This is a genomic window from Rhizorhabdus phycosphaerae, assembly GCF_011044255.1.
GTDB classification, from domain to species: Bacteria; Pseudomonadota; Alphaproteobacteria; order Sphingomonadales; family Sphingomonadaceae; genus Rhizorhabdus; species Rhizorhabdus phycosphaerae.
The window spans coordinates 3,237,659-3,261,741 of record NZ_CP049107.1 but is presented as its reverse complement, the minus strand read 5'-3'; the positions used below and the strand labels follow the sequence as shown (position 1 = coordinate 3,261,741).

The window sequence follows — 24,083 nt, the reverse complement described above, 5'->3', positions numbered from 1 at the left end:
CTCAATATTTCACGTTGCGCGTAAAGCCGCCGTCCACGGTCAGATTGACGCCGGTGATCCAACTGGCGCGCGCGGAGGCGAGATAGAGCACCGCATCGGCGATCTCGTCGGGCCGGCCGAAGCGGCCTGCGGGATGCTTCAGCCGGTTGGCCTCATAATAGTCGGGCATGGCCTCTTCGAGAAAGCCCCAGCTGCCGTCATCGACATAGGTCGGGCCCGGACACACGCAATTGCAGCGGATGCCGAACGGCATGTAGTCCTGCGACAGCTGGTGCGCGTAATTGATCAGCGCGGCCTTGATCGCTCCGTAAGAGAAGCCGCTCTCTCCAAAGGCATGGCTCTCGATCGCGGTAATCGTCGACATCTGGACGAAGGCGCCGTTTCCCGAGGCCTTCAGATGCGGCAGCGCGGTATCGAACATCGCGACCGCCGACATCAGGTCGACATTATAATTGATGTCCCACCCCTTGCGGCTGCGTGGAATCCCGCCGAGCGCGCTGGCATTCGAGACGACGATGTCGATGCCGCCCATTTCATCGGCGGCCTTCTCCACCCAGTCCGTGACCTGATCGAAATAGCCGCAGTCGACGACGCTGCCATAGACCTGCCCCCGGTCTGACAGCGCCGCCAGCGCCTCCTTCACCCCGTCGCCGGCCAGTGGATTGGAATAGACCTCGCCATCGGACGGGTTCGGCTCGCCCGCACTGGCGCGCCGCCCGCAGAAGCTGACGATCGCGCCTTCGTCGAGGAAGCGCTCGACGATCCGCCGGCCCAGGCCTCGGGTTGCGGCGCTGACGATGACCTTCTTGCCTTTGAGTTCGAGATCCATCAGAATGTCTTTCTGTCGGAGCCTCCTGCCGCGCTTCGGCGCACGCCGGGGCTTGCTGATCGGGAACGGCGTTACAGTTCGCCAGCCAAGTACCGGTCGAGCGTGTCGTGCAGGTGCCGGATACGCGATTCCTGATAGTTGGACAGGATCTGCACACCCGTGGCGCTGGCGTACATGCCCTCGCGCTGCCAGCGCATGATGTCGGTATCCTGATCGAGGACGCTGGCAAGGAACGGGTCCATCCCCTCGACACTGCTGAACGGCACATCCTCGGCGATGTCGATCACCTGCGCAGGGGTGAAATCGCCTTTCGCGGGCTTGGGCCGGAGCACCAGCTGGTCGAAGATCGAGCGGTCGGGATCATGGCCGTCCGGACGGAAGAGTTGGATCAGGCACAGGCCCGGCGCCGGGTAGAAATTGACGTTTGGAAAGACCGCATATTTGATGCTGTCGATCATCTCCGGCACCGAGTGGCCCGAATAGTCCAGCCCGTGCTCGCGCTGCATCGTCTCGCGAAGCTGCTGCGCCATTACCCAACGCGCGGTCTTCCCCGGCGGAACCTCTGAACGCTGCCCGACCATAGAGCCGTCGCCGACCAGCATCGTCTCGAGCAACTGCTGCTCGCTCATCCTGACGGTCGAGGTCGGGCTGGGGGTGGCCATCGCGCAGAGATCGCGGCTGACATGATCGGAGAAGATGTCGTGCTGCATATTGTGGTCGCCCACCACATGCGTCATTTCCGGATGCACGACGGGCGTATGATAGGCCTCCATGAAGGCCTCCTGCGCCAGCTTCCAGTTTCCCGGCAGATGCTTGCGGATGTGGGTGTGGACATACCAGCCCGACATGTCCCAGTTCGCGAAATGCCCGGGCAGATCCGCCAGATACTCGGCGAGGCTCGGCCCTTCCTTGGCGAAATTGATGAAGACGTTGCCGTTCCAGCTGTCGACCCGAACCTCGGGCAGACAAGCCTTGGCTTTGTCCAGATGCGGGAACTCCCATTCGCAGGGGATCTTTTTGATCGTGCCGGACAAGTCCCACTCCCAGCCGTGGAACGGGCAGGCCAGCGACGCGCTCCAGCCCGCGTCGCCGGACGGCTTCAGCTTGGTGCCGCGGTGCAGGCAGGAATTGACATAGCCCTTGATACCTTCGGCCGTACGCACGAGCACCACCGAGAGGCGCGCCAGATCATAGACGACATAGTCGCCTTCCTCCGCGAGATATTCCTCGCGGGTGGCATATTGCCACACACGTTTCCACATCCGCTCGATCTCGAGGTCGAAATGGCGGGTCGAGGCGTAGCGATCGAAATCGATGGGCCGCATGTCCTGCGGCGGGTTGGCCTGCAGCGCAAGCACCGGGGGCAGGTCGCCGTCGCGCGCCGCGATATCGGCCCATGTGTTATCGGGATAGTGCGCACGCTGCTGCGCCTGCACATCGGTCATATCGCTCTCCCAAGCATCGGGACGGCTCAGCCCCTGTCGAGAGTGAATATGAACCGATAGTCACGTTTCGCAACGGCTATTCGCTCACCCTCTCCAAAGAGTGAGGGAGACAGCCTCGCCGCGCGCGCTCCAGCTTGGGCTGGCCTGGAAGTCTACGCGCCGACGAGATGGAGTTGCGGCCGCCCCAATGTCCCGATGCGCGCCGTCAGACCGGGCAGACGCTCGATCCGGGCCACCAGTTCGGCATCCAGGCGGAAATCCCGGCCGAGCAGGACCTCGGCGCGCGAGCCGTCGGACAGAAGCGCCTTGAGGTACATTTCCCCCCTGCCCCCGCGCTCGCCCGCCACCAGCGCCGCCAGTGCCGGTATGGCGGCAGCGTCGGCGGTCTCGACGTCGACGCGCAGGCGGATCGACTCCATCGTGTCGAACCCCTGCAGGGTGCGGATCGTCACGCGCGGCGTCTCTTCCCCGGCGCGCCAGTCGAGCTCGACCCGCAGCAAGGCGCACGCCCCCGACTTGGCCGCCGTTTCCAGCTCAGCCGAAGCGAGGTCGTCGAAGCAGGTCGCAATGAACTGCCCGCTCGAATCCGAGCAGGTCGCCATCATGTAGCGCTTGCCCTTTGCCGAAGTACGCCAGCGCGCCTCTTCGATCAGGGCAGCCATGACGGCGTTGACCCGCCCGCCGTCCGCAGGAGCCGGCAAAGCGCACAGGGCAGCAAAGCTGCGTGCGCCGTTTGCGTCGGCAAGGTGGCGGATGCGGTCGGTCGGGTGCGAGGAGAAATAGAAGCCGAACGCCTCCTTCTCTGCCCCCATCCGGTCCGCCAATGTCCAGGACAGTCCGCGGTCGATCCGGATCGGCGGTATTCCGCCATCGTCCATGTCGCCGAACAGGCCGCCCTGGCCGCTTTCCCTTTGCTGCGCCGCGCTGGACGCATGGGCGAGGATCAGCTCCGCCGAAGCGAAGACGCCTGCGCGCTCGTCCTCCAGCGCATCGAATGCACCGCCGGCCGCAAGGCTTTCCAGCTGGCGCCGGTTGATCAGGCGGGGGTCGATGCGGTCGGCGAAATCCTCGAGCGAGCGGAACGCGCCCTTTGCCTTCCGCTCGTCGACCAGTTGCTCCATCGCCTTCTCGCCCACGCCCTTGAGCGCGCCCAGCGCATAGCGCACGGCCTGGGCATCGCCATGCGGCTCGACCGAGAATTCGGCCTCGCTATGGTTGATGCAGGGGCCGAGGCACTGGACGCCCATGCGGCGCATGTCGTCGATGAAGATCGCCAGCTTGTCGGTCTGCGCCATGTCGTAGCACATCGAGGCGGCATAGAACTCGGCCTTGTGATGCGCCTTCAGCCAGGCGGTATGATAGGCGACGAGCGCATAGGCGGCCGCGTGGCTCTTGTTGAAGCCGTAGCCCGCGAACTTGTCGATCAAGTCGAACAGCTCGTTCGCCTTCTCCGCCGATATGTCGTTCTTGGCGCAGCCATCGACGAAGCGGCTGCGTTGTGCATCCATCTCCGCCTTGATCTTCTTGCCCATGGCGCGGCGCAGAAGGTCGGCGTCCCCAAGCGAGTATCCCGCCAGGATCTGCGCGGCCTGCATCACCTGTTCCTGGTAGACGAAGATGCCGTAGGTCTCGCTCAATATGCCTTCGAGGAGCGGGTGCGGATATTGGATCGGTTCCCGCCCATTCTTGCGGGCGCCGAAGGTCGGGATATTGTCCATCGGGCCGGGCCGATAGAGCGAGACGAGCGCGATGATGTCCTCGAAGCAGGTCGGACGGACTGCGGCCAGCGTGCGCCGCATGCCTTCCGATTCCAGCTGGAACACCCCGACCGTATCGCCGCGCTGAAGCAGGGCATAGACTTCGGGATCGTCCCAGCTCAGCGCATCGAGATCGACTTCGATCCCGCGCTGGCGGAGGAACTGGACGGCCTTCTGCAGCACCGACAGCGTCTTGAGGCCGAGGAAGTCGAACTTCACCAAGCCGGCACCTTCGACATATTTCATGTCGAACTGCGTGACCGGCATGTCGGAACGCGGATCGCGATACAGCGGCACCAGCGCGTCGAGGCGCCGGTCGCCGATCACCACGCCGGCCGCATGGGTCGAGCTGTGGCGCGGCAAGCCTTCGAGCTTCATCGCGAGGTCGAGCAGACGCCGCACCTCGACGTCGCCCTTATACTCGGCCGCCATCTCGGGCACGCCGTTGAGGGCGCGGTCGAGCGTCCATGGGTCGGTCGGATGGTTGGGCACCAGCTTGGCGAGGCGATCGACCTGGCCATAGCTCATCTGGAGCACGCGGCCCGTATCCTTGAGCACCGCGCGGGCCTTCAGCTTTCCGAAGGTGATGATCTGCGCGACCTGATCGCGGCCATATTTCTGCTGGACGTAGCGGATGACCTCGCCACGCCGCGTTTCGCAGAAGTCGATGTCGAAGTCGGGCATCGACACGCGTTCGGGATTCAGGAACCGCTCGAACAGCAGGCCCAGCCGCAGCGGATCGAGATCGGTGATGGTCAGCGACCAGGCGACCAGAGAGCCAGCGCCCGATCCACGGCCCGGCCCCACGGGAATCCCCTGCTCCTTCGCCCATTTGATGAAGTCGGCGACGATCAGGAAGTAACCGGGGAATCCCATCTTGATGATGATGCCGGTCTCGAACTCGAGCCGCTCGAAATAGGCCTGGCGCTCGACCGGATCGGTGATGCCCAGTTTCTCCAGCCGCCGCTCCAGCCCGTCGCGCGCATCGCGGCGGAGCATCTCGGCCTCGCCATCGCGGTCGCCGGCAAGGCTGGGCAGGATCGGCTTGCGATAGGGTGCCGAGACCGCGCAGCGCTGCGCTACCACGAGGGTGTTGGCCAGCGCCTCGGGCACATCCTCGAACAGGCGCTGCATCTCCGACGCCGGCTTGAGCCAGAGATCGGGCGAACTGCGCGGGCGTTCGGGCGTATCGATGTAGGAGGAACTGGCGATGCACAGCATCGCGTCGTGCGCGGGATGGAATTCGGGCTCGGCGAAGCAGGCCGGATTGGTGGCGACCAGCGGCAGGTCGCGCGCATAAGCGAGATCGATCAGCGCTGCTTCCGCCTGTTCCTCCACCGCATTGCTCCGCCGGCAGAGCTCGACATAGAGCCGCCCGGGGAAATAGGCCTGGAGGAGGTCCGCATAGCTTTCGCCCGCCAACATCTGCTGTTCGGCGAACAGCCGCGCCAGGGCGCCCTCGCCCCCCGCCGTCAGCGCGATGAGGCCATCGGTGCGCCCCTCCAGCTTCGACAACGGGACATGTGCGTCCTCATGGACCGGCCGCTCCAGATGCGCCGCCGACACGAGGGCGCAGAGATTGTCATAACCCCGCTCGTCCTGCGCGTAGAGGGCGAGCCAGTCGATCACCAGCTGGTCGATACCGGGCCGGCGGACGGCGAGCATCGTGCCGATGATCGGCTGCACGCCCTCCTTCTTGGCGCCGTCGGAAAAGGCCATCGCCGCATAGAGACCGTTGCGATCGGTCAGCGCAGCCGCCGGAAAGCCCAGCTTCCGGGCATGTTTCGCAATCGCCTTGGGATCGATCGCGCCTTCGAGCATCGTATAGGCGGAGAAGATCCGCAGCGGGACGAAGGACTGATAGGGCATGGCAGCGAATGTATGCCCCCGGGAGGGATTCGTCAGCCCTGACGAGTCCTTTTATCCACAGTCTTGAGGGCAGGAGGCGGGTTGGCAACCGATCAGGAGGGCGCCGTTGGAAAGCAGCTTTCCGTGTTCAGGGTGGTGAGGCTGCTCGGCAGCAGCTTGGTCGAGGCCCCCTGATAGGTCGCCGCGATCGCGACCTTGGTCATTCCCGAAACCGACGAGCAGGTCGCCGCGCTGGTCAGGGTCACGGCGCTGCTGGTGATCTTGACGCCGTTGGCGGCGGCGCGTGCGACGGCGTAGCTCTTCACGTCGGCAGCGTTGGTGCAGCCCGTCGCGCCCAGCGCCGCGCATCGCGCCGCACTGGTCGCGACCTCCTGCAGCGCCTGAAAGCTCCACGCCATGCGGGCCCCGTCGATGATCAGGAACATGAAGGCGAGGAAGGCCGGCGCGACCAGGGCGAACTCCGTCGCCGTGACTCCGCGCCGGTCCCCGAAAAGCGAACGGAGCATCATTCGAGCCGCACCACGGCGGTGCGCGTCTGCGTCAGCGCGCCGCCGAGCATCGCGGCGGGAACCAGCATCGTATTGCTCGTCGCGGTCGCCTTGATTGTCATATAATAGCCCGCAAGGCTGCCGTCGCTGCAGGTCGAATTGCAGGCCGCCGTCGTATAGGTCGGCGCGGCAGACGTGCCGCCCAGACAGGCGCAACTGCGCGACGTGTTGACGCAATTGGACGTGCCGCCATTGCAGCCCACCGTTACCGTGGGCGCGGTCGACAGCTTCGCGGCAGCGCCGACATAGGTCCCGATCGCGCTCTGATCGACGGCAGTTCGCCCGTTGAAGGCGATCATTGCCCCCTGCTCGACCGCGCTGTCGAGCCGGAGGCGCTGGTGATACCACATGGCAATGTCGAGGCCGGCGGTCATCACGAAGAAGAACAGGACCGACAGCAGCGCGAATTCGATCGTGGCGACGCCGCGATCATCAGCCACGAGCGGACAGAGAGTGCGACGCCGGCTCATTTGAAAAGCGCCACGTTGGCGACGCTGCTCGAAGAATTGGCCATGCCAGTGCAACTGCTGCCGATCGCCGTGCCGCCGTTGAGGCTGAGCGTGTTCACGATCAGCATCAGGCAGGCCGAGGTGCCCGAGGACATGGACGCGCCGCCGTCTACGACCATGTCGGACTTCGGCGCATAGACGAGCCCCGAATATTTGCCCGAAGCGCCACCGCCCAGCTTGGTCGCCGAACTGCTCTTGGTCATCAGTAGCACGTTGGGCACGCCATAGCTGGCGGTGGCGCCCGGGGCGGCAAGGTCGAGCGTCGTGCCGCCCGCGAAGGAAAAGGTGCCGCCGAGCGCAAAGCTGATGTCGGTGCCTTGGATCGTGCCGCCGGTGCCGTTCGTGAAATTGCCCTTGATGATGTAAAGGCCGGCACCGAAGATCGCGCTGGAAGACAGCGTCAGATTGCCGTTGACCACATGGTTCACCGACTTGGGAAACACGATCAGGCTGCCGCCGCCGGTGTTGGAGATGTTGCCGTCGGCGCTGAAGACCCCGGCCGCTGCGGTCGCCTTGGTGCAATCGGACGTGAAGCAGACCTGGCTACCGCCTTCGACGGTGATCGCATTGCCCGAGCCATCCTTGCCGATGACGACCGTGTTGCCGACGCCGATCGCGACCTTGATATAGGCACCGCCCGACAGACTCATCCCGCCCGCAAGATTGAAGTTGCCGCTGCCGATGTCGATCTTCTTGCCGCCGAGGATCGTCAGCGATCCGAAGCTGTGATCGCCATTGCCGACCGTAATCGGGTTGTTCGCATTGACCTTGAAATCGCCCGCGACCGTCACCGTCCCGTTGCCGATCGTCATCGTATCGCCGCTCATGTCGATCGAGCCGAAGGTCAGGGTGGAGCCCGAGGCGAAACTGATCTTGCATCCGCCGGGCACGGTCAGCTTGCGGATGCTGTAGGTCCCGGCAGGGACCGTGTAATCGCAATTGTAGGCAACAGCCTGATATTTGCTGGGTTCCGAGCCGCCGATTGCTTCATAGGCCAGCGTCCAGTCCTTGGCGGGCCCGGAATAGCTGACCGTCGTCGGCGCGACCTTGGCCGAGATGCAGGTCGTATTGCCGTCGGCATAATCGGAGTCGCTCGTCCCCGTCAGCTTGTTGACCTGACACAGGGCGGACTTGACCCCGCTGTCATCCTTCATCCAGTCGCTGGCCGCACCCGACTTGTTCTGCAGGATGTTGTTCGCGGTCGGGGAGGTCGTGATGCCGCTGCCGGGGTTGTTGACGTTCTTGCCCGCCGCCACCTGCTTCGCCGTAATGTAGGTGCCGTAGGGTACCGTGACCCCGGCATTCGTCCCAATGGCACAGCCCGGCGCATTGATGCTGACGCCCCCGGTCAGGGTGATGCCATAGGTGGGCGTGGCGGACAGCGCCGCGATGCAGGGCGGGGCCGCGCTGCTCGTCGTCGAGGTCGTCGCGGCACCGGTCGCGGTCACGTCATAGGACAGCGCCGAAGTAAAGACCCGGGCGAGCGCGAGCGGCACGGTCGTCGTGACGGTCACCTGCACCAGTTGCTTGCTGGTCGGTGCATCGGTGACGAGCGCGACGGTGGCGGCGCTCGCCGGCAGACCTTGGGCAACGACGACCGCCTTGGCCGACGCCGTCATCTGGGTCGTATTGTTGTTGACGTTATAGGCGAGCGCCCCGGCCAGCGCCGCCATGTCGGCGATCCGCTGGTTGGTCGCGTCGGCGGCATAGCCCCGGCCGAGTTCGACCGCGAAGGCGCCCATGCCGACGATGGTGGTCAGCGACAGGGCGCCGATCACAGCGACGCCCGCGCGCGTGCAGCGCGCCAGGCGGCCGAAAGCGTCTCCGACTGACTTCATCCAGGCTTGGGCCATGAGACCGGCCTAGGCAAAAATGCTTAACGGACCGCCTAGCGGCCATGGTTAACGACCGCGAACGCTCAGCTCAGACGCCCTTCGTGCAGCCTGACGATCCGGTCCATCCGCTGGGCCAGCCGCTCATTGTGCGTCGCCACGAGCGCGGCCGAGCCTTCCTGCCGGACGAGCCGCAGAAACTCCGCCAGCACGACGTCGGCAGTGGCCTCGTCGAGATTGCCGGTCGGCTCATCTGCAAGCACAAGCGCGGGGCGGTTGGCGAGGGCACGGGCGACCGCGACGCGCTGCTGCTCGCCACCCGACAGCTGCGACGGCCGGTGGCCGAGGCGCTGCGCCAGGCCGAGCGCGCTGAGGAGGTCGGCGGCGCGCGTCTCCGCCGGCTGCGTCTCCGCACCGTGGATCAGCTGCGGCAGCACGACATTCTCGACCGCCGTGAAGTCGGGCAGCAGATGGTGGAACTGATAGACGAAGCCCAGCCGATCGCGGCGGACGCGGGTGCGACCAACCGAGTCGAGCCGCGCCACTTCCTCGCCCGCTATGCGGATCGAGCCCTCGAAACCGCCCTCCAGCAGACCGACAGCCTGCAACAGGGTCGACTTGCCCGATCCCGATGGTCCGAGCAGGGCGACGATCTCACCCGGCGCGATCGACAGGTCGACCTGGCGCAAGACGTGGATCTCGACATCGGCCTGGCGGAAGGTACGGGCAAGCGCGCGAACTTCGAGCACGTCACTCATAGCGCAGCACCTCGACAGGATCGGTGCTTGCGGCCTTCCACGCCGGGTAGAGCGTCGACAGGAAGCTGAAGCCGAGCGCCATCGTCACGATCGCGGTCACTTCGACAGGATCGCTCTTGGCCGGCAATTCGGTCAGGAAGCGGATCGACGGATCCCAGAGATTCTGGCCGGTGACGAACTGCACGAAATTGACCACCGCCTGCCGGTAGAAAAGGAACAGCGCGCCGAGACCGATGCCCGCGCCCGTGCCCAGCACCCCGATCACGGTACCGACCGTCATGAAGATCTTCATCAACGCCCCGCGCGAAGCCCCCATCGTCCGGAGAATCGCGATGTCGCGCCGCTTGGCGCGGACCAGCATGATCAGCGACGACAATATGTTGAACACCGCCACAAGGATGATGAGCGAGAGCACGACGAACATCGTCACGCGCTCGACCGCGAGCGCCTCGAACAGAGACTTGTTGAGGTCGCGCCAGTCGCTCAGCTGCCCGACGCGAACGACCTCGTCCTTCAGCGGCGCCAATATCTCGCCCACCCGGTCGGCATCGACCGTCTGGATCTCGATCATCCCCACCGCGTCGCCCAGCATCAGCAATGTCTGCGCATCGCCCATCGGCATGACCACAAAGGCCTTGTCATAGTCATAGACCCCGACCTCGAAGATCGCGGCGACCTCGTAGGAGACGATGCGGGGCACCGTGCCGAAGGGGGTAGACTGCCCCTGCGGACTGATCAGGCTGATCTGGCTGCCGAGATCGGCACCGAGTTGCTCGGCGAGGCGCGCGCCGATCGCCACGCGGCTGGAACCGGAGACCAGCGCATCCATCGACCCGCGCAACACCTTGCCGCGAATCACGGGATTGCGGCGGATGTCCTCGACCGTCATCCCGCGGACGAGCACGCCTTCGACCCGGCCGTCATAGCTGGCCATCAGCGGCTGCTCGATCAGCGGCGTCGCCGACGTGACGCCGGGCAGCTTGCGGGCGTCGTCGGCGATAATCCGCCAATTGGGCAGCTTGCCGCCATAGCCCTGCACCACAGCATGACCGTTGAGCCCGACGATCTTGTCGAACAATTCGGCGCGAAAGCCGTTCATGACGCTCATCACCACGATCAGCGCGGCGACGCCCAGCGCGACCGCCACGAGACTGATCGAAGCGACGAGAAAGATGAACGCTTCGCCCCGGCCCGGCAGCAGATAGCGCTTGGCGATCATCCGCTCATAGCGGTTGAGGATCATCGCGACGCTCCCCGGCAGCCAGAACGGGCGACAGGGCTCAACCCGTCACCTTCGCCAAAGCGTCCTCGACTGACAGCTCGACCCGCTCGCCGGTCGCACGACGCTTGAGCTCGACCACATTCTTGTCGAGGCCCTTGGGACCGATGATGATCTGCCAGGGCAGCCCGATCAGATCCATCGTCGCGAACTTCGCGCCGCCGCGCTCGTCACGATCATCGTACAGCGTTTCGACACCGGCGGCCTGCAGCTTCGCGTAGAGATCGTCGGAGGCCGCCGCACAGCGCGCATCGTCGGCGCGCATGTTGATCAGCCCGACCTGATAAGGCGCCACGGCATCCGGCCACACGATACCCGCATCGTCATGGCTCGCCTCGATGATCGCGCCCATCAGGCGCGACACGCCGATGCCATAGCTGCCCATTTGCGGCGTGACCGGAGAGCCGTCTGGCCCCTGCACGCTCAGCCCCATGGCATTCGAATATTTGGTGCCGAAGAAGAAGATATGGCCGACCTCGATGCCGCGCGACTGCTTGAGCTTGTCGCCCGCCTCGGCCTCGCGGGCCTCGTCGCGCTTTTCGTCGGTCGCGGCATAGTCGGCGGTCAGCCCGCTGACGAAGGTCTGGAGTGCGGCGGCGTCGTCCGCATCGACGTCGAGCGAGCGGGCGGTCTCCCAGTTGGCGTGGTAGAAGACTTCGCTCTCGCCGGTCGGGGCCAGCACGATGAACTCGTGACTGAGGTCGCCGCCGATCGGGCCGGTGTCGGCCTGCATCGGGATTGCCGCCAGCCCCATGCGCGCGAAGGTCCGCAGATAGGCGACGAACATGCGGTTATAGCTGTGGCGGGCGCCGTCGACGTCCAGATCGAAGCTGTAGGCGTCCTTCATCAGAAACTCGCGGCCGCGCATCACGCCGAAGCGGGGACGGACTTCGTCGCGGAACTTCCACTGGATGTTGTAGAGCGTGCGCGGCAGATCGCGATAGCTGCGCGCATTGTCGCGGAAGATCGCGGTGATCACTTCCTCGGCGGTCGGGCCGAACAATATTTCCCGTTCGTGTCGATCTTTGATGCGCAGCATCTCCAGGCCATAGTCGTCGTAGCGGCCTGACTGGCGCCACAGATCGGCGGACTGGATGGTGGGCATCAGCAGCTCGATGGCGCCCGCCCGATCCTGCTCCTCACGGACGATCTGCTCGATCTTGCGGAGGACGCGATGGCCGAGCGGCAGCCAGGCGTAAATGCCTGCGGCGGTCTGGCGAATCATGCCCGCTCGCAGCATCAGCTTGTGGCTGATGATCTGGGCGTCGGCGGGCGACTCCTTCATGACGGGGAGGAAATGGCGGGAAAGACGCATGAAAAAGCCAGCTCGCAAGTAGAGGTGCGGATGCGGCTGTCTATGCGCGACGAGGCCTCTCGGCAACCGCTTCGCTGGGAAAACTGGAACGGTACCGATCGGTCTCTGTTGCCGATTGATCACACCCGCCGTGTTTCGATTCCGTGACTCTTGAAAGCCAATGACAAGGACCAAGGCGCATTGTAGGAAAACTCCCACGGAACATGAGCAAGAAAACGGCCATGGTTCGGGGAAAAGTGAGGCTCCACCGCCATTTAAAGGGGTGGTTGGTGTAGAGCCCGCCAAGGGGGTTGGCGAATTATCGTCACGCGGCGCCGGGATCGGAAACGATCCCGGCGTTTGCCGTTTCCGGCGGTCGCATCGACGGCGCGATTCGGCTCATGCCATGGACATCCGACGCATCGGCCGCGTTGAGCAGCCGAGGAGATCGATATGGCCAGCCAACCGCCTACCCCAGAGGAACTTCCCCCCGAGACACCGGTGGATATCCCCGTTCCCTCGCCGTCTGATCCCGAACCGGGTGCCCCGATGGACCCAGTCGTCCCGGACATGCCACGCTGAGTGAAGCGACCCCGTGGAGCGTCCTATGCCCCACGGGGTCGGGTCAGAACCTATCGACGGCTGGGAGGATCAGACCAGCCGGCTGTGATTGACTGCGGCCTCGATGAAGCTGCGGAAGAGCGGGTGCGGCTCGAATGGCTTGCTCTTGAGTTCCGGATGGAACTGCACGCCGACGAACCAGGGATGGTCCGGACGCTCGACAACCTCGGGCAACTCTCCATCGGGCGACATGCCGGAGAAGACCAGCCCACCCTTTTCAAGCTGCTCACGATAGCCGACATTGACCTCGTAGCGATGCCGATGCCGCTCCGAGATTTCCGTCGAGCCATAGATTGACGCTGCGTGGCTGTTGCCGGCGAGGACGGCGTCATAGGCGCCGAGCCGCATCGTGCCGCCCATATCGCCACCAGCCTCGCGCTTCTGCAGACCGGCCTCGGTCATCCATTCGGTAATGAGGCCGACGACCGGTTCCTCGGTCGCACCGAACTCTGTCGTGGAGGCCGCGGCGATGCCAGCGGTATTCCGTGCGCCCTCGATGCAGGCCATCTGCATGCCGAGGCAGATGCCGAAATAAGGCACGCCGCGCTCACGCGCGAATCGGACAGCGGCGATCTTGCCCTCGGAGCCACGCTCGCCAAAGCCGCCGGGAACGAGAATCGCATGCATCGGCTCGAGCTGGGCAGCGATCGCCGCTTCGTCCTGCTCGAACAGCTCGGCGTCGATCCAGCGGATATTGACCTTCACCCGATTGGCGATTCCGCCATGGACCAGCGCCTCGTGCAGCGACTTGTAGGCGTCGAGCAGTCCGACATATTTACCAACCACGCCGACCGTGACTTCACCCTCGGGATTTTCCAGGCGGTCGATGATCTCGCTCCAGCGCGACAGGTCAGGCTCGCCCTGCGGCGCGATGCCGAAGGCGGCGAGCACAGCCTCGTCGAGGCCTTCTTCATGATATTGAAGAGGCACGCCATAGATGGTGCTGGCGTCGAGCGCGGGGATGACCGCTTCCTTGGCGACGTTGCAGAAGAGGGCGATCTTGGCCCGCTCGCCTTCGGGCAGGGGCCGCTCGCAGCGGCAGACCAGCACGTCGGGCTGGATGCCGAGCGAGGTCAGGTCGCGCACGCTGTGCTGCGTCGGCTTGGTCTTAAGTTCCCCGGCAGCGGCGATATAGGGCACCAGCGTCAGATGGACGAACACCGAATTGCCGCGGCCGAGATCGTTGCGGAGCTGGCGAATCGCTTCGATGAAGGGCAGCGATTCGATATCGCCGACAGTGCCGCCGATCTCGCACAGGACGAAGTCGAGGTCGTCCGTGTCGGCGCGCGCGAATTCCTTGATCGCGTCGGTGACGTGCGGAATGACCTGCACCGTCGCGCCCAGATAGTCGCCGCGACGCTCCTTCTGGATGATGGTCTGATAGATTCGTCCCGACGTGACATTGTCCGACTGGCGGCCGGGAACGCCGGTAAAGCGCTCATAATGCCCCAGGTCGAGATCGGTCTCCGCGCCGTCGTCCGTCACATAGACCTCACCATGCTGGTAAGGCGACATCGTGCCGGGATCGACGTTCAGATAGGGATCGAACTTACGGATGCGGACCTTGTAGCCGCGCGCCTGGAGCAGGGCAGCAAGGCTTGCCGCCATGAGACCCTTTCCAAGCGAGGAGACCACGCCGCCGGTGATGAAAATGAACCGCGCCATGGGAGGATGGGTTTAGTCGCGCGAGGGGGCGAAGGGCAAGGTGGGCATTCCTTCTTTTCGATAAAAACTGTGGACCGTTCGACGGGCCAAATCAGACGAGGCCCCCGGTGCATGCACCGGAAGCCCTCCGCTCCATGAAATAGTTCGTTATTGTGGCGTCGCGCCGTTCAGCGTGACGTCGCCGCCCTGGGCGGCCGCTGCAGCGAGCGGATCATCGGTCGGCGCCGTCGGCGCGGGGGCCGACGATCCGGTCTTGCCCACCAGCGACGTGTCGACCTTGGACGGCGAGCGTTCGACCGAGGCCAGCGCCGCGAGCGCGATGCTGAGCACCACGAACAGCGAGGCCAGGATCGCGGTCATCCGGGTCAGGAAATCGGCCGCGCCGCGCGCGCTCATCAGACCGGAGGGATTACCACCGGACGCAAGCCCGCCACCCTCGGAGCGCTGCACGAGAATCACGGCCACGAGGGCCACAGCGACGATCAGGTGGATGACGAGCAGGAAGGTGAACATTGCGGGCTTTCGATATCAACGTGCGGCGCATCTAGTCCATCGGCGGCGAAGGTTCAACCTTCGCCCCCTCCGCCCGTTCAGGCGCTGGCGGCGACGGCGCCCTCGATGATCGGCACGAATTGCGCGGCGGTCAGGCTGGCGCCGCCCACCAGAGCGCCGTCGACATCGGCCACCGCCAGAAGTTCCTTGGCGTTGTCGGGTTTCACCGAGCCGCCATAGAGGATGCGGACCTTGGCGCCCTCGGCCCCGAGCAGCGCGGTCAGCTTCGCCCGAATGGCGGCATGCATCGCGGCGACATCGCCCGTCGACGGCGTGCGGCCGGTGCCAATCGCCCAGACCGGCTCATAGGCCACGACCAGCGAGACGCCCGTGCCCTCGCCCGGGATCGAACCGTCGAGCTGCGATGCGACGACAGCCTCGGCCTCGCCGGCATCCCGCTGCGCCTCGGTCTCCCCGACGCAGACGATCGCGACCAGCCCTGCCGCGATCGCCGCAGACGCCTTTGCGCGGACCTCCGCATCGGTTTCATGCTGATCGGCGCGCCGCTCGCTATGGCCCACGATGGCAAGCTTAGCGCCGGTTTCCACCAGCATCGGCGCACTGATGCATCCGGTATGCGCGCCCTTGGCCTGGCCGTGGCAATCCTGAGCGCCGATGGCGAGCGAGGGAGCGCGGGCGACGGCCGGAGCGATCAGCGTGAAGGGCGGGCAAATCGCGACGTCCACGCCGCCATTCTCGGCGGCCGCGGCCGCAATGCCATCGAGCTCCGCCAGCGCAGCGAGCGTTCCGTTCATCTTCCAGTTGCCAGCGACCAGCTTGCGCAATGCCATGTTCGACCCCTCCGGTTAGCGAGCGCCCCTTAAGCGGCGGGGCTGCGGCGTGCAACCATGGCGGGCACTGCTCCGCCCGCCCCCTCGCAGCGGCGGGCGTTGCGGAGGCCGGGAATGCCCCCTATGGCAGCCACATGCCAGTCACGTTCATACGGACCGCCCGATGATTTCCTTTTTCCGCCGTGCCCTCTCCTCCTGGATCGTCCTCGGCCTTCTGGCCCTGATCATGATCGCCTTCATCATCACCGGGGTCGAATCGCCGTCGATGCTGGGCGGCGGCGGGGGCGGCGGGGCAACCGTCGCCAAGGTCGACGGCAAGAAGATCAGCGCGCTGGAACTGACCAACCGCGTCCGCAACCAGATCGACGGGCTGCGGCGCGAACGGCCCGAGATCGATGCGCCGAGCTTCCTGGCTTCGGGCGGATTCGAACAGGTTCTGAACGGCATGATCAATGCCCGCGCTCTCGAGGCGTGGGGCAAGGAACAGGGCTTCGCGATCAGCAAGCGCATGGTCGACGCCGAGATCGCCGGCATGCAGGGCTTCCGCAACGTCGCCGGCCAGTTCGACGAAAGCGTGATGCGGACCGTGCTCGCGCAGGCCCGGATCAGCGAAAAGGAATTGCGGGCGGACATCGCCGGCGAGATCATGCGGAACCAGATCCTCACCCCGGCCGCCGCCCTCGCCCCCGTGCCGTCGAAGATGGCCCGTCCCTACGCCGCGCTTCTGCTGGAGGTACGCGAGGGTTCGGTCGGGATCATTCCGCTGGCGCTGGTGGCCAGCAAGACGCCCCCCAGCGATGCCGATGTGGCCGCCGCCTACAAGGCCAACATCGCCACCTACACCCGCCCCGAGGCGCGTGTGCTGCGCTATGCGACCTTCGGCGAGGCACAGCTGGCCGACAGGGCCAAGCCGACCGAACAGGACATCGCCGACTATTATCGGGACAACGCCGACAGCTTCGCAGCCCGCGAAACGCGGACGATCGCGCAGATCATCGCACCCAGCCAGCAGACCGCGCAGACCCTCGTTGCTGCCGTCAAGGGCGGCGCGACCATGGCAGCTGCAGCGGCCAAGGCCGGCCTCGAGGCGTCGACACTCGCGGACCAGCAGAAGAAGGACTATGCCGGCGCGGCCGGCGCCGCCGCTGCCGACCAGGCTTTCGCCGCCGCAAAGGGCGCGATCGTTGGTCCGGTCAAGGGATCCTTCGGCTGGTATGTGCTGAAGATCGAAGGCGTTGCCGGAAAGCCGGGCAAGACGCTCGACCAGGCCCGTGCGGAAATACTGCCTGTCGTCCAGCGGCAGAAGCTTCAGGAGGCGCTCTCCGACCTCGCCGGCAAGATCGAGGACGCCATTGCCGACGGCAGCAGCTTCGCCGAGATCGCCGCCACCAACAAGCTCGTTGTCCAGGAAACCCCGGCGCTTCTTTCCAACGGCACTGCGATCGACCGGCAGGGTTGGAAGGCCCCGCCGGAGATCATGGCCCTGCTGAAGACCGGTTTCGAGGCCGCCGCCGACGACCGCCCCAGCGTCGAAACGGTTGTCCGCGACCAGAGCTATGCCCTGCTCAACGTCGCCAGGATCATTCCTCCGACCCCGCTCCCGCTCGCGCAGGTCCGCGAGGCCGTCGTGCGCGATCTGGTCGTGAAGCGCGCCCAGCAGCGCGCCAAGGCCATCGGCGACAAGATCGTGGCGGCCGTCAACGCGGGCGCCCCGCTCGCCAAGGCCATGGCCGACAGCGGCGTCGCACTTCCGCCGGTCCAGCCCAGCCGGGCACGCCAGCTCGACATCATTCGGGCACAGCAGGCCGGCCAGCCCATCCCCGAACCGCTCCGGGCGATGTTCGCACTGCAGCCGGGCAAGGCCCGCCTCGTTCCGGGGGATCAGGGCGCCTATTTCGTGACCGTCCTGAACAAGGTGGCGCGTGGCGACCTGTCGCAGGCTGCGGCGCTCGTCGGCGTGACGCAGCAGGAGCTGACCCGCTCCTACACGCCGGAGCTTGGCGATCAGCTTATCCGCGCCGCGCGCGATGAGGTGGAGGTAAAGCGTTATCCAGACGCTATCGCGGCCACCAAGCGCCAGATCGCAACGCCCCAATAAGGGATAGGCAGAGGATGGACGCGCGCGATCAGGCTGCCCTCGACGCCTTGTCCCGGGGCGAACCCGCCCTTGTCTGGCGGACCCAGGTCGCCGATTGCGACACGCCGGTCGCCGCCGCGCTCAAGCTCATCGTTCCCGGGCGGGGCGATTTCCTGCTCGAGTCGGTCGAAGGCGGTGCGGTGCGCGGGCGCTATTCGCTGCTCGGCCTGGCGCCCGACCTGCTGTTCCGCGCCCGGGGACGGGATGCGGAGATCAACCGGCGCTGGGCGAGCGATCGCGAGGCGTTCGAACCGCTGTCCGGCGATGCCCTCACCGAAATGCGCCGCCTGGTGACCGACTGCCGCATGACGGTGCCCGACGGGCTGCCGCGCGCGCTGGCCTGTCTCGTCGGCTACTTCGCTTATGAGACGATCGGCCTGGTGGAAAAGCTCGGACGCCCGCCCGCCAATCCGCTCGATCTTCCGGATATGCTGTTCGCGCGGCCGACGCTCATCCTGATCTTCGACCGACTGGCGGATCAGCTGTTCCTCGTTGCGCCGCTGTGGCCGGACAGCCCCGGCTCCCCCGACGAAAAGGTGAAGGGCGCGATCGAGCGCATCGATGCACAGGCGGCCATGCTCGCGGCGGCGCTGCCCGCGCGGACCGCTGTCACCGTGCCGGCGCCCGAGGCGATCGCGCCAAGGCCGCAGCTCGAGCCCGGCCGCTATGCCGACATGGTCCACCGCGCCAAGGACTATATCGCGGCGGGCGACATCTTTCAGGTCGTGCTCGCGCAGCGTTTCACCGTCGACTTCCCGCTGCCACCGATCGATCTCTACCGGGCATTGCGCCGCATAAACCCCTCGCCCTTTCTCTATTTCCTGGACTTGCCGGGCTTCGCCCTGATCGGGTCGTCGCCCGAGATACTGGTCCGCGCCCGCGATGGGGAAGTCACGATACGGCCGATCGCAGGAACGCGCCCGCGCGGGGCGACGTCGCTGGAAGACGCCGCCAACCGGGAAAGTCTGCTGGCCGACCCGAAGGAGCGGGCGGAACATCTCATGCTGCTCGACCTGGGACGCAACGACGTCGGTCGCGTGGCGGTCGCCGGCACGGTCGAAGTAACGGACAGCTATACGGTCGAACATTACAGCCATGTGATGCACATCGTGTCGAATGTGGTCGGCCGGCTCGACCCATCCAGGGATGCCCTCGACGCGCTGTTCGCAGGCTTTCCGGCGGGCACGGTATCGGGAGCGCCCAAGGTGCGCGCCTGCGAGATCATCGCCGAACTGGAGCCCGAGACACGCGGCGCCTATGCGGGTGGCGTGGGCTATTTCTCGCCGGACGGTTCTATGGACAGCTGCATCGTCCTGCGGACGGCTGTGGTGAAGGACGGGGTCATGCACGTTCAATCCGGCGCCGGCATCGTGGCGGACAGCGACGCTGCCTATGAACAGCGTGAATGCGAGGCCAAGGCAGGCGCCCTGATCGCTGCAGCGCGGGAGGCAATCAAGCGCGCCGCCGAGTCCGGCTACGGCCAATAGCTGTGATGTATTTCACTTATCAGGAAAAAATGACAGCTGTGTCGTTTGTGCACCACATTGGTTTTCTTGCTTGCACTTAGGATCGAAATGCTGTGGGAACCGTTTCCGCTGTGCCGTAACGGCAGCAGAAAGGGTTTTTATATGCGATTTTTCCTCACGACCACTGCGGCGGCCGGCCTGGTAGCCGCGATGGCTTCGAGCGCCGCCTCGGCGCAGGACGTGGCCTCGAGCAACTGGACCGGCTTTTATGTCGGTGGCCAGCTCGGCTATAACTGGCAGCCGACCGACGGCGACGAAGTCGTAAACTTCGACCGCAACCGCGACGGCAATTTCGGCGATGCCTTCCCGAATTTCTCGCCGGGCTTCTGCGGTGGCGCGCCGACCACGGCCCGCCCGACCTCGGGCTGCTCGAAGGACAATGACTCGACCGCGTGGAAGCTGCACGCAGGTTACGACTATCAGTTCGGCGACACGTCGGGCCCGGTCGTCGGCCTGATCGCGGAATATGGCAAGTCGTACCTGTACGACAACGTCACCGCCTTCAGCACCACCCCGGCCGTCTACAAGCTGCAGGCCAAGCTGAAGAGCGACGGCGCCATCCGCGCGCGCGCCGGTTACTCGTTCGAAACCGGCACGCTGATCTACGGCACCGGCGGCGCTGCCTATGGCAAGATCCGCAACAGCTTCTCGATGTCGAACACCGTCAACAGCGCGACCGTCAACGACCCGACGAAGAACGCCTGGGGCTGGACCTATGGCGGCGGTATCGAGCAGAAGATCGGCAAGTTCTCGGTCGGCGCGCTCTACACCTTCACCGCGCTGAAGAACAACGACAGCACGGTCACCGTCGGCTCGCTCGCGGGCGTGACCCCGGCGACCAACCCGTTCATCGCACAGAACGCGGCTGGTACCGATTTCCAGCGTTCGTTCAGCAAGTTCGCGTTCCACTCGGTTCGCGCGACCGTCAGCTACCGTTTCTGACGATCGGCCTTGCGCCAATAGAAAAGGGCCGGCGGAGCGATCCGCCGGCCCTTTTTCTTGTCCCGAGCCGGGCTCCCGAGGGAGCTGCGGCGAGGATCACTTCTTCAGCTGAACACCGACATAACGCGGCGGGTTATTGCCCCGCTGAACGAACAGCAGCACCGACGGACGCTTAGCCTTCACCGCCGCATCGATCTGCGCTGCCGCCGCCTGGACAGTGGTGACCGGCACATTGTTGATCTGCAGGATGACATCGCGCGGCTGAAAACCATTGGCCGCGGCGTCGCTGCTCGGATCGACAAAGCTGATCACCACGCCGCGCAGCGACGCGGAGAGCCCCAGGCGGCGCGCGATATCGGGCGTCAGCGTCTGCAGGCCCAGACCCAGCGAATTGCGGGTTGCCTGATCCGGAGCAGACTGGCCGCTGTCGGGAACGCTATCGTCCTGATCCGCATCCTGCCCACCGTTGATCAGCTGGTCTTCGGGCGGACGCTCGCCGAGCGTCACGGTCAACGTCTTGCGCTGCCCCTCGCGGATCACCTCGACCGGCAGCTTGGCACCGACGGCAGCCTTGCCGACAATGTAGGACAGGGTGTTGTCGGGCGTGACGTCCTGGCCATCGACCTTGACGATGATGTCGCCCTGGCGAATGCCGGCGCGCGCGGCTGCTTCGCCCGGTTCGACGCGGGCGACGATCTCGCCCCGATCCTTGGGCAGGCCCAGGCTGGCGGCGATATCCTCGGTCATCGGCTGGATGCCGACGCCCAGATAGCCGCGGCGGACGCGCTTGCCGGTCATCAACTGGTCGATGATCGGCTTGGCCTCTTCCGCCGGGATCGCAAAGCCGATGCCGACATTGCCGCCCGTCGGCGAGAAGATGGCGGTGTTGATGCCGATGACATTGCCCTGAAGATCGAACATCGGACCGCCCGAATTGCCCTGATTGATCGAGGCATCGGTCTGGATATAGCGATCATAGGGACCGCTGATGCCGATCGAGCGGTGCAGCGCCGAAACGATGCCCGCCGTGACCGTGCCGCCGAGGCCGAAGGGATTTCCGATCGCGACCACCCAATCGCCGACGCGCGTGCGGGTCGAATCGCCGAACTGGACGAAGGGAAGGTTCTTGGCTTCGATCTTGAGCAGGGCCAGGTCGGATGCCTGATCGCGGCCGACGACGGTCGCCTTATATTCCTTGCGGTCAGGCAGCGTCACGGTGATCGAGCTCACCACCGCATTGCTCCCACCCTCGGGCGAGGCCGAGATGACGTGGTTATTGGTCACCACATAGCCGTCGGCGGAAATGATGAAGCCCGAGCCGAGCGAAGTCGCCTCGCGGGTGACGGGCTGCCCATCGGAACCACCGCCGCCGAAGCGTTTGAACAGTTCCTCGAACGGCGTACCGGAGAAGGCGTTTCCGCCGCTGCGGACCTGGATCTTCTGCGTGGTGGAGATGTTTACCACCGCCGGCTGCAGCCGGGCGGCGAGATCGGCGAAACTCATCGGGGCGCCCGGACGCGGCGCGGCGGCGTTGATCGAACCCGGAGCATTCTGCGCCACCTGTGCTCCCACAGGTTGCTGCATCGTCAGGGTCGCGGTCGCACCACCTGCCAGCAAGGCCGCGGTGATCGCATAGGCATAACGCACTTTGGCCAACTCCTTAAAACTCCTGTTCTGCTTCTGCCGACATTGCGAGCGGATTATTTCGGTCCCGATCGCTGAACACCGCTTGAACGGTAGCGTTCCCGCCCGATCAGCGGCGCCCCCTGAACTCGCGCAGATATTCATTGTCCGGCGACAGGATCACGTTGGACGATCCCGGCGCTTCGGTGCCGTCGGTGCCGAAGGTGACTCGGTAAGACTGCATGGCCCGATAGAAATTGTAGAAGTCGGGATCCTTGTTGAAGCTCTCGGCATAGGTGCCGGCGGCGTTCGCGTCGGCTTCTGCGGTGATGATCTGCGCCTGCTTGCGGCCTTCGGCCAGTATCGAGCGTGCTTCCTGCTCGCGGGCTGTGCGCATCCGGTTGAAGGCGGAGTCGAGCGGCGTGCCATCGGGCAGGTCGGCGCGCTTGATCCGGACGTCGACGATCTGCGCGCCATATTGGCGGGCGACCTTGTTCAGCCGCGTCTGGATATTGTCCATGACGGCCCCGCGCTCCGGGCTCAGCAACGCGGCAAAGGGCCGCTTGCCCAGCTCGTTGCGCAGAGAGGAACCGAGGATAGGCCGCAGCGCCTCTTCGACGCGCCGCTCGGTGCCGGCCGTGATCGACATGCGGAGCGGATCGATGATCCGGTAGCGGGCATAGGCGTCGACCTCGAGACGAAGCTGGTCGGTCGACAGCACCGACTGGCGCTCCATGTCGAAATTGCGGACCCGTTTGTCGATCCAGACGATCTGGTCGATGAACGGAATCTTGGCGATGATGCCGGCACCGGTCCGCCCGAAATCCTCATTGGGCTTATAGGCGTTGTAAACCGTCTCCGGCTTGCCGAAACGGACGACGAGAGCCTGCTTCGTTTCGGGCACGACTGCAAAGCAGCTGCTGACCACGACGACGGCGAAGATCGCGCCGATGGACAGCCCGATGACGTTCCGGCTGGCGAAATTGTCGCTCATGTTCATTGCTGCTGCTGCACCTTCGCTGCCTGCTGCGGCGCCAGGGGAATATAGGGAACGACATTCGGCGCTTCGACGACGGTCTTATCGGTCTTGGCGAGCACGCGTTCCATCGTCTCATAATACATGCGCCGCCGGGTCACCTCGGGCGCAAGCCGATACTCGGCATAGACCTTGTCGAAGGCTGCGGCTTCACCCTCCGCCTTGGCCCCGAGCTGCTGGGAATAGGCGCGAGCCTCGTTGAGATAGGCCTGCGCCTGCTGCTGCGCCGCCGACACCGATTTGAACGCCTCGACCACTGCCGCCGGCGGATCGGCCTGCTTGATCGCCACGCCCTGCACGGCGATGCCGGCACGATAGCCGTCGAGGATCTCCTGCATGCGCTGCTGGACGCGCTGTTCGATCTGGCTGCGCTGCGGGCCCATGGCGTCGTTCAGGGCGACGCGGGCGATCTCTGCCCGCATCGCGCTCTCGGCGACCTCGCCCACCGTTTCCTCGGGATTGGCGAGCTCGTAGATGAAGAGCTCCGGATCGCGGATGTTCCAGCGCACCGAATAGGCCAGGTCGATGATGTTCTGGTCGCCGGTCAGCATCAGGTTCTGGCCGGTGCCGCCGCCTTCGGGGATATCCTTTACGCGGATATCCTCGATGTCGATCTTGGTGACGCGGTCGATCGGCGACGGAAAGGTAAACTGCATGCCCGGGCCGAGCGTCTTGGCATAGGAGCCCAGCCGCGTGACGACGCCCCGCTGCTGCGGGTCGATGCGGTGGCTGCTGGTCCACAGCACCCAGATCAGGAGAAGGCCGCCGACGCCCCACAGAAGCAGCCGGCCCGCATCCGGCTCGGGACCGCCGCGACCGCCGAAACGGGCGCGCCCGCGCCGGACGAGCTCGTCGATCGCCGAGCGCCCGGCAGGTCCACGGCCGGGCCGTCCGCGCGGAGGTTGGTTCCACGGATTGGGCTCGTCCCCGCCGCCGCCTGATCCTCCGCCGCCCCAGGGACCGCCCTCGTTGAGGAGGGGGCCGCCGTGCACTCCGCTGCTTTCGCTATTGTTCATCCTTTCATTATAGGAGGCGATCGACGGAAAAACAGTGCCCTTTGGTCGGCGAAG

At 65.4% G+C, this 24,083-nt stretch carries 18 protein-coding genes; 3 read left to right on the top strand and 15 right to left on the bottom strand.

Annotated features, from left to right (window positions below):
- Nucleotide 1: 1 nt before the first annotated feature.
- The 12 genes from G6P88_RS15185 to tpiA all read right to left on the bottom strand — a co-directional run bounded on the left by G6P88_RS15185 (nt 2) and on the right by tpiA (nt 15,749).
- Entirely contained in the window at nt 2-829 is an 828-nt protein-coding gene (locus G6P88_RS15185) for an SDR family NAD(P)-dependent oxidoreductase (RefSeq protein ID WP_165323922.1), read from the bottom strand.
- 71 nt (nt 830-900) lie between these two features.
- Nucleotides 901-2,274 carry an aromatic ring-hydroxylating oxygenase subunit alpha gene (locus G6P88_RS15180; RefSeq protein WP_165323921.1) on the bottom strand — a complete coding sequence of 458 codons (1,374 nt, stop codon included), beginning with the start codon at nt 2,272-2,274 and terminating at the stop codon, nt 901-903.
- A 152-nt stretch (nt 2,275-2,426) separates the two neighbouring features.
- Complete coding sequence (gene dnaE, locus G6P88_RS15175) at nt 2,427-5,900, bottom strand: DNA polymerase III subunit alpha (protein ID WP_165323920.1); 3,474 nt, start codon at nt 5,898-5,900, stop codon at nt 2,427-2,429.
- Between the two features lie 92 nt (nt 5,901-5,992).
- Nucleotides 5,993-6,409: a TadE/TadG family type IV pilus assembly protein gene (locus G6P88_RS15170; RefSeq protein ID WP_226946590.1), complete on the bottom strand. Its 417-nt coding sequence runs from the start codon at nt 6,407-6,409 to the stop codon at nt 5,993-5,995.
- Nucleotides 6,406-6,888 carry a TadE/TadG family type IV pilus assembly protein gene (locus G6P88_RS15165; RefSeq protein WP_226946589.1) on the bottom strand — a complete coding sequence of 161 codons (483 nt, stop codon included), beginning with the start codon at nt 6,886-6,888 and terminating at the stop codon, nt 6,406-6,408. Before G6P88_RS15165 ends, G6P88_RS15170 begins: the two co-directional genes overlap by 4 nt.
- A gap of 26 nt (nt 6,889-6,914) precedes the next feature.
- The gene (locus tag G6P88_RS15160) at nt 6,915-8,795 is read right to left on the bottom strand and encodes a Tad domain-containing protein (RefSeq protein WP_226946588.1); all 1,881 of its coding nucleotides are present in this window, start codon (nt 8,793-8,795) and stop codon (nt 6,915-6,917) included.
- Between the two features lie 80 nt (nt 8,796-8,875).
- The gene (locus G6P88_RS15155) at nt 8,876-9,547 is read right to left on the bottom strand and encodes an ABC transporter ATP-binding protein (RefSeq protein ID WP_165323917.1); all 672 of its coding nucleotides are present in this window, start codon (nt 9,545-9,547) and stop codon (nt 8,876-8,878) included.
- Entirely contained in the window at nt 9,540-10,790 is a 1,251-nt protein-coding gene (locus tag G6P88_RS15150) for a lipoprotein-releasing ABC transporter permease subunit (protein ID WP_165323916.1), read from the bottom strand. Before G6P88_RS15150 ends, G6P88_RS15155 begins: the two co-directional genes overlap by 8 nt.
- A 37-nt stretch (nt 10,791-10,827) precedes the next feature.
- Complete coding sequence (proS, locus tag G6P88_RS15145) at nt 10,828-12,141, bottom strand: proline--tRNA ligase (protein WP_165323915.1); 1,314 nt, start codon at nt 12,139-12,141, stop codon at nt 10,828-10,830.
- A 630-nt stretch (nt 12,142-12,771) separates the two neighbouring features.
- The gene (pyrG, locus tag G6P88_RS15140) at nt 12,772-14,406 is read right to left on the bottom strand and encodes a CTP synthase (protein WP_165323914.1); all 1,635 of its coding nucleotides are present in this window, start codon (nt 14,404-14,406) and stop codon (nt 12,772-12,774) included.
- A 147-nt stretch (nt 14,407-14,553) separates the two neighbouring features.
- The gene (gene secG, locus G6P88_RS15135) at nt 14,554-14,919 is read right to left on the bottom strand and encodes a preprotein translocase subunit SecG (protein ID WP_165323913.1); all 366 of its coding nucleotides are present in this window, start codon (nt 14,917-14,919) and stop codon (nt 14,554-14,556) included.
- 77 nt (nt 14,920-14,996) lie between these two features.
- Nucleotides 14,997-15,749, bottom strand: coding sequence for a triose-phosphate isomerase (gene tpiA, locus G6P88_RS15130; RefSeq protein ID WP_165323912.1), 753 nt, complete (start codon nt 15,747-15,749; stop codon nt 14,997-14,999).
- 163 nt (nt 15,750-15,912) lie between these two features.
- Here tpiA and G6P88_RS15125 point away from each other — a divergent pair, with 163 nt between their 5' ends.
- The 3 genes from G6P88_RS15125 (at nt 15,913) to G6P88_RS15115 (ending at nt 20,354) form a co-directional block, all read left to right on the top strand.
- Nucleotides 15,913-17,847: a peptidylprolyl isomerase gene (locus G6P88_RS15125; RefSeq protein WP_165323911.1), complete on the top strand. Its 1,935-nt coding sequence runs from the start codon at nt 15,913-15,915 to the stop codon at nt 17,845-17,847.
- 14 nt (nt 17,848-17,861) lie between these two features.
- Nucleotides 17,862-19,373, top strand: coding sequence for an anthranilate synthase component I family protein (locus G6P88_RS15120; RefSeq protein WP_165323910.1), 1,512 nt, complete (start codon nt 17,862-17,864; stop codon nt 19,371-19,373).
- 141 nt (nt 19,374-19,514) lie between these two features.
- Nucleotides 19,515-20,354: an outer membrane protein gene (locus tag G6P88_RS15115; protein WP_226946587.1), complete on the top strand. Its 840-nt coding sequence runs from the start codon at nt 19,515-19,517 to the stop codon at nt 20,352-20,354.
- 96 nt (nt 20,355-20,450) lie between these two features.
- Here G6P88_RS15115 and G6P88_RS15110 read toward each other — a convergent pair whose 3' ends face one another.
- From G6P88_RS15110 to hflK, 3 genes are all read right to left on the bottom strand, one after another.
- Nucleotides 20,451-22,001: a Do family serine endopeptidase gene (locus G6P88_RS15110; RefSeq protein ID WP_165325219.1), complete on the bottom strand. Its 1,551-nt coding sequence runs from the start codon at nt 21,999-22,001 to the stop codon at nt 20,451-20,453.
- Nucleotides 22,002-22,107: 106 nt separating this feature from the next.
- Nucleotides 22,108-22,977, bottom strand: a complete 870-nt coding sequence (hflC, locus tag G6P88_RS15105; RefSeq protein WP_165323909.1) for a protease modulator HflC — start codon at nt 22,975-22,977, stop codon at nt 22,108-22,110.
- Nucleotides 22,974-24,029, bottom strand: coding sequence for an FtsH protease activity modulator HflK (gene hflK, locus G6P88_RS15100; protein WP_165323908.1), 1,056 nt, complete (start codon nt 24,027-24,029; stop codon nt 22,974-22,976). Before hflK ends, hflC begins: the two co-directional genes overlap by 4 nt.
- Nucleotides 24,030-24,083: the final 54 nt, after the last annotated feature.

Excerpts from the sequence above, each read along its gene's own strand:
- G6P88_RS15185 (WP_165323922.1), bottom strand. The coding sequence starts at position 829 with ATGGATCTCGAACTCAAAGGCAAGAAGGTCATCGTCAGCGCCGCAACC.
- G6P88_RS15180 (WP_165323921.1), bottom strand. The coding sequence starts at position 2,274 with ATGACCGATGTGCAGGCGCAGCAGCGTGCGCACTATCCCGATAACACA.
- dnaE (WP_165323920.1), bottom strand. The coding sequence starts at position 5,900 with ATGCCCTATCAGTCCTTCGTCCCGCTGCGGATCTTCTCCGCCTATACG.
- G6P88_RS15170 (WP_226946590.1), bottom strand. The coding sequence starts at position 6,409 with ATGATGCTCCGTTCGCTTTTCGGGGACCGGCGCGGAGTCACGGCGACG.
- G6P88_RS15160 (WP_226946588.1), bottom strand. The coding sequence starts at position 8,795 with ATGAAGTCAGTCGGAGACGCTTTCGGCCGCCTGGCGCGCTGCACGCGC.
- G6P88_RS15155 (WP_165323917.1), bottom strand. The coding sequence starts at position 9,547 with ATGAGTGACGTGCTCGAAGTTCGCGCGCTTGCCCGTACCTTCCGCCAG.
- G6P88_RS15150 (WP_165323916.1), bottom strand. The coding sequence starts at position 10,790 with ATGATCCTCAACCGCTATGAGCGGATGATCGCCAAGCGCTATCTGCTG.
- proS (WP_165323915.1), bottom strand. The coding sequence starts at position 12,141 with ATGCGTCTTTCCCGCCATTTCCTCCCCGTCATGAAGGAGTCGCCCGCC.
- pyrG (WP_165323914.1), bottom strand. The coding sequence starts at position 14,406 with ATGGCGCGGTTCATTTTCATCACCGGCGGCGTGGTCTCCTCGCTTGGA.
- secG (WP_165323913.1), bottom strand. The coding sequence starts at position 14,919 with ATGTTCACCTTCCTGCTCGTCATCCACCTGATCGTCGCTGTGGCCCTC.
- tpiA (WP_165323912.1), bottom strand. The coding sequence starts at position 15,749 with ATGGCATTGCGCAAGCTGGTCGCTGGCAACTGGAAGATGAACGGAACG.
- G6P88_RS15125 (WP_165323911.1), top strand. The coding sequence starts at position 15,913 with ATGATTTCCTTTTTCCGCCGTGCCCTCTCCTCCTGGATCGTCCTCGGC.
- G6P88_RS15120 (WP_165323910.1), top strand. The coding sequence starts at position 17,862 with ATGGACGCGCGCGATCAGGCTGCCCTCGACGCCTTGTCCCGGGGCGAA.
- G6P88_RS15115 (WP_226946587.1), top strand. The coding sequence starts at position 19,515 with ATGCGATTTTTCCTCACGACCACTGCGGCGGCCGGCCTGGTAGCCGCG.
- hflC (WP_165323909.1), bottom strand. The coding sequence starts at position 22,977 with ATGAACATGAGCGACAATTTCGCCAGCCGGAACGTCATCGGGCTGTCC.
- hflK (WP_165323908.1), bottom strand. The coding sequence starts at position 24,029 with ATGAACAATAGCGAAAGCAGCGGAGTGCACGGCGGCCCCCTCCTCAAC.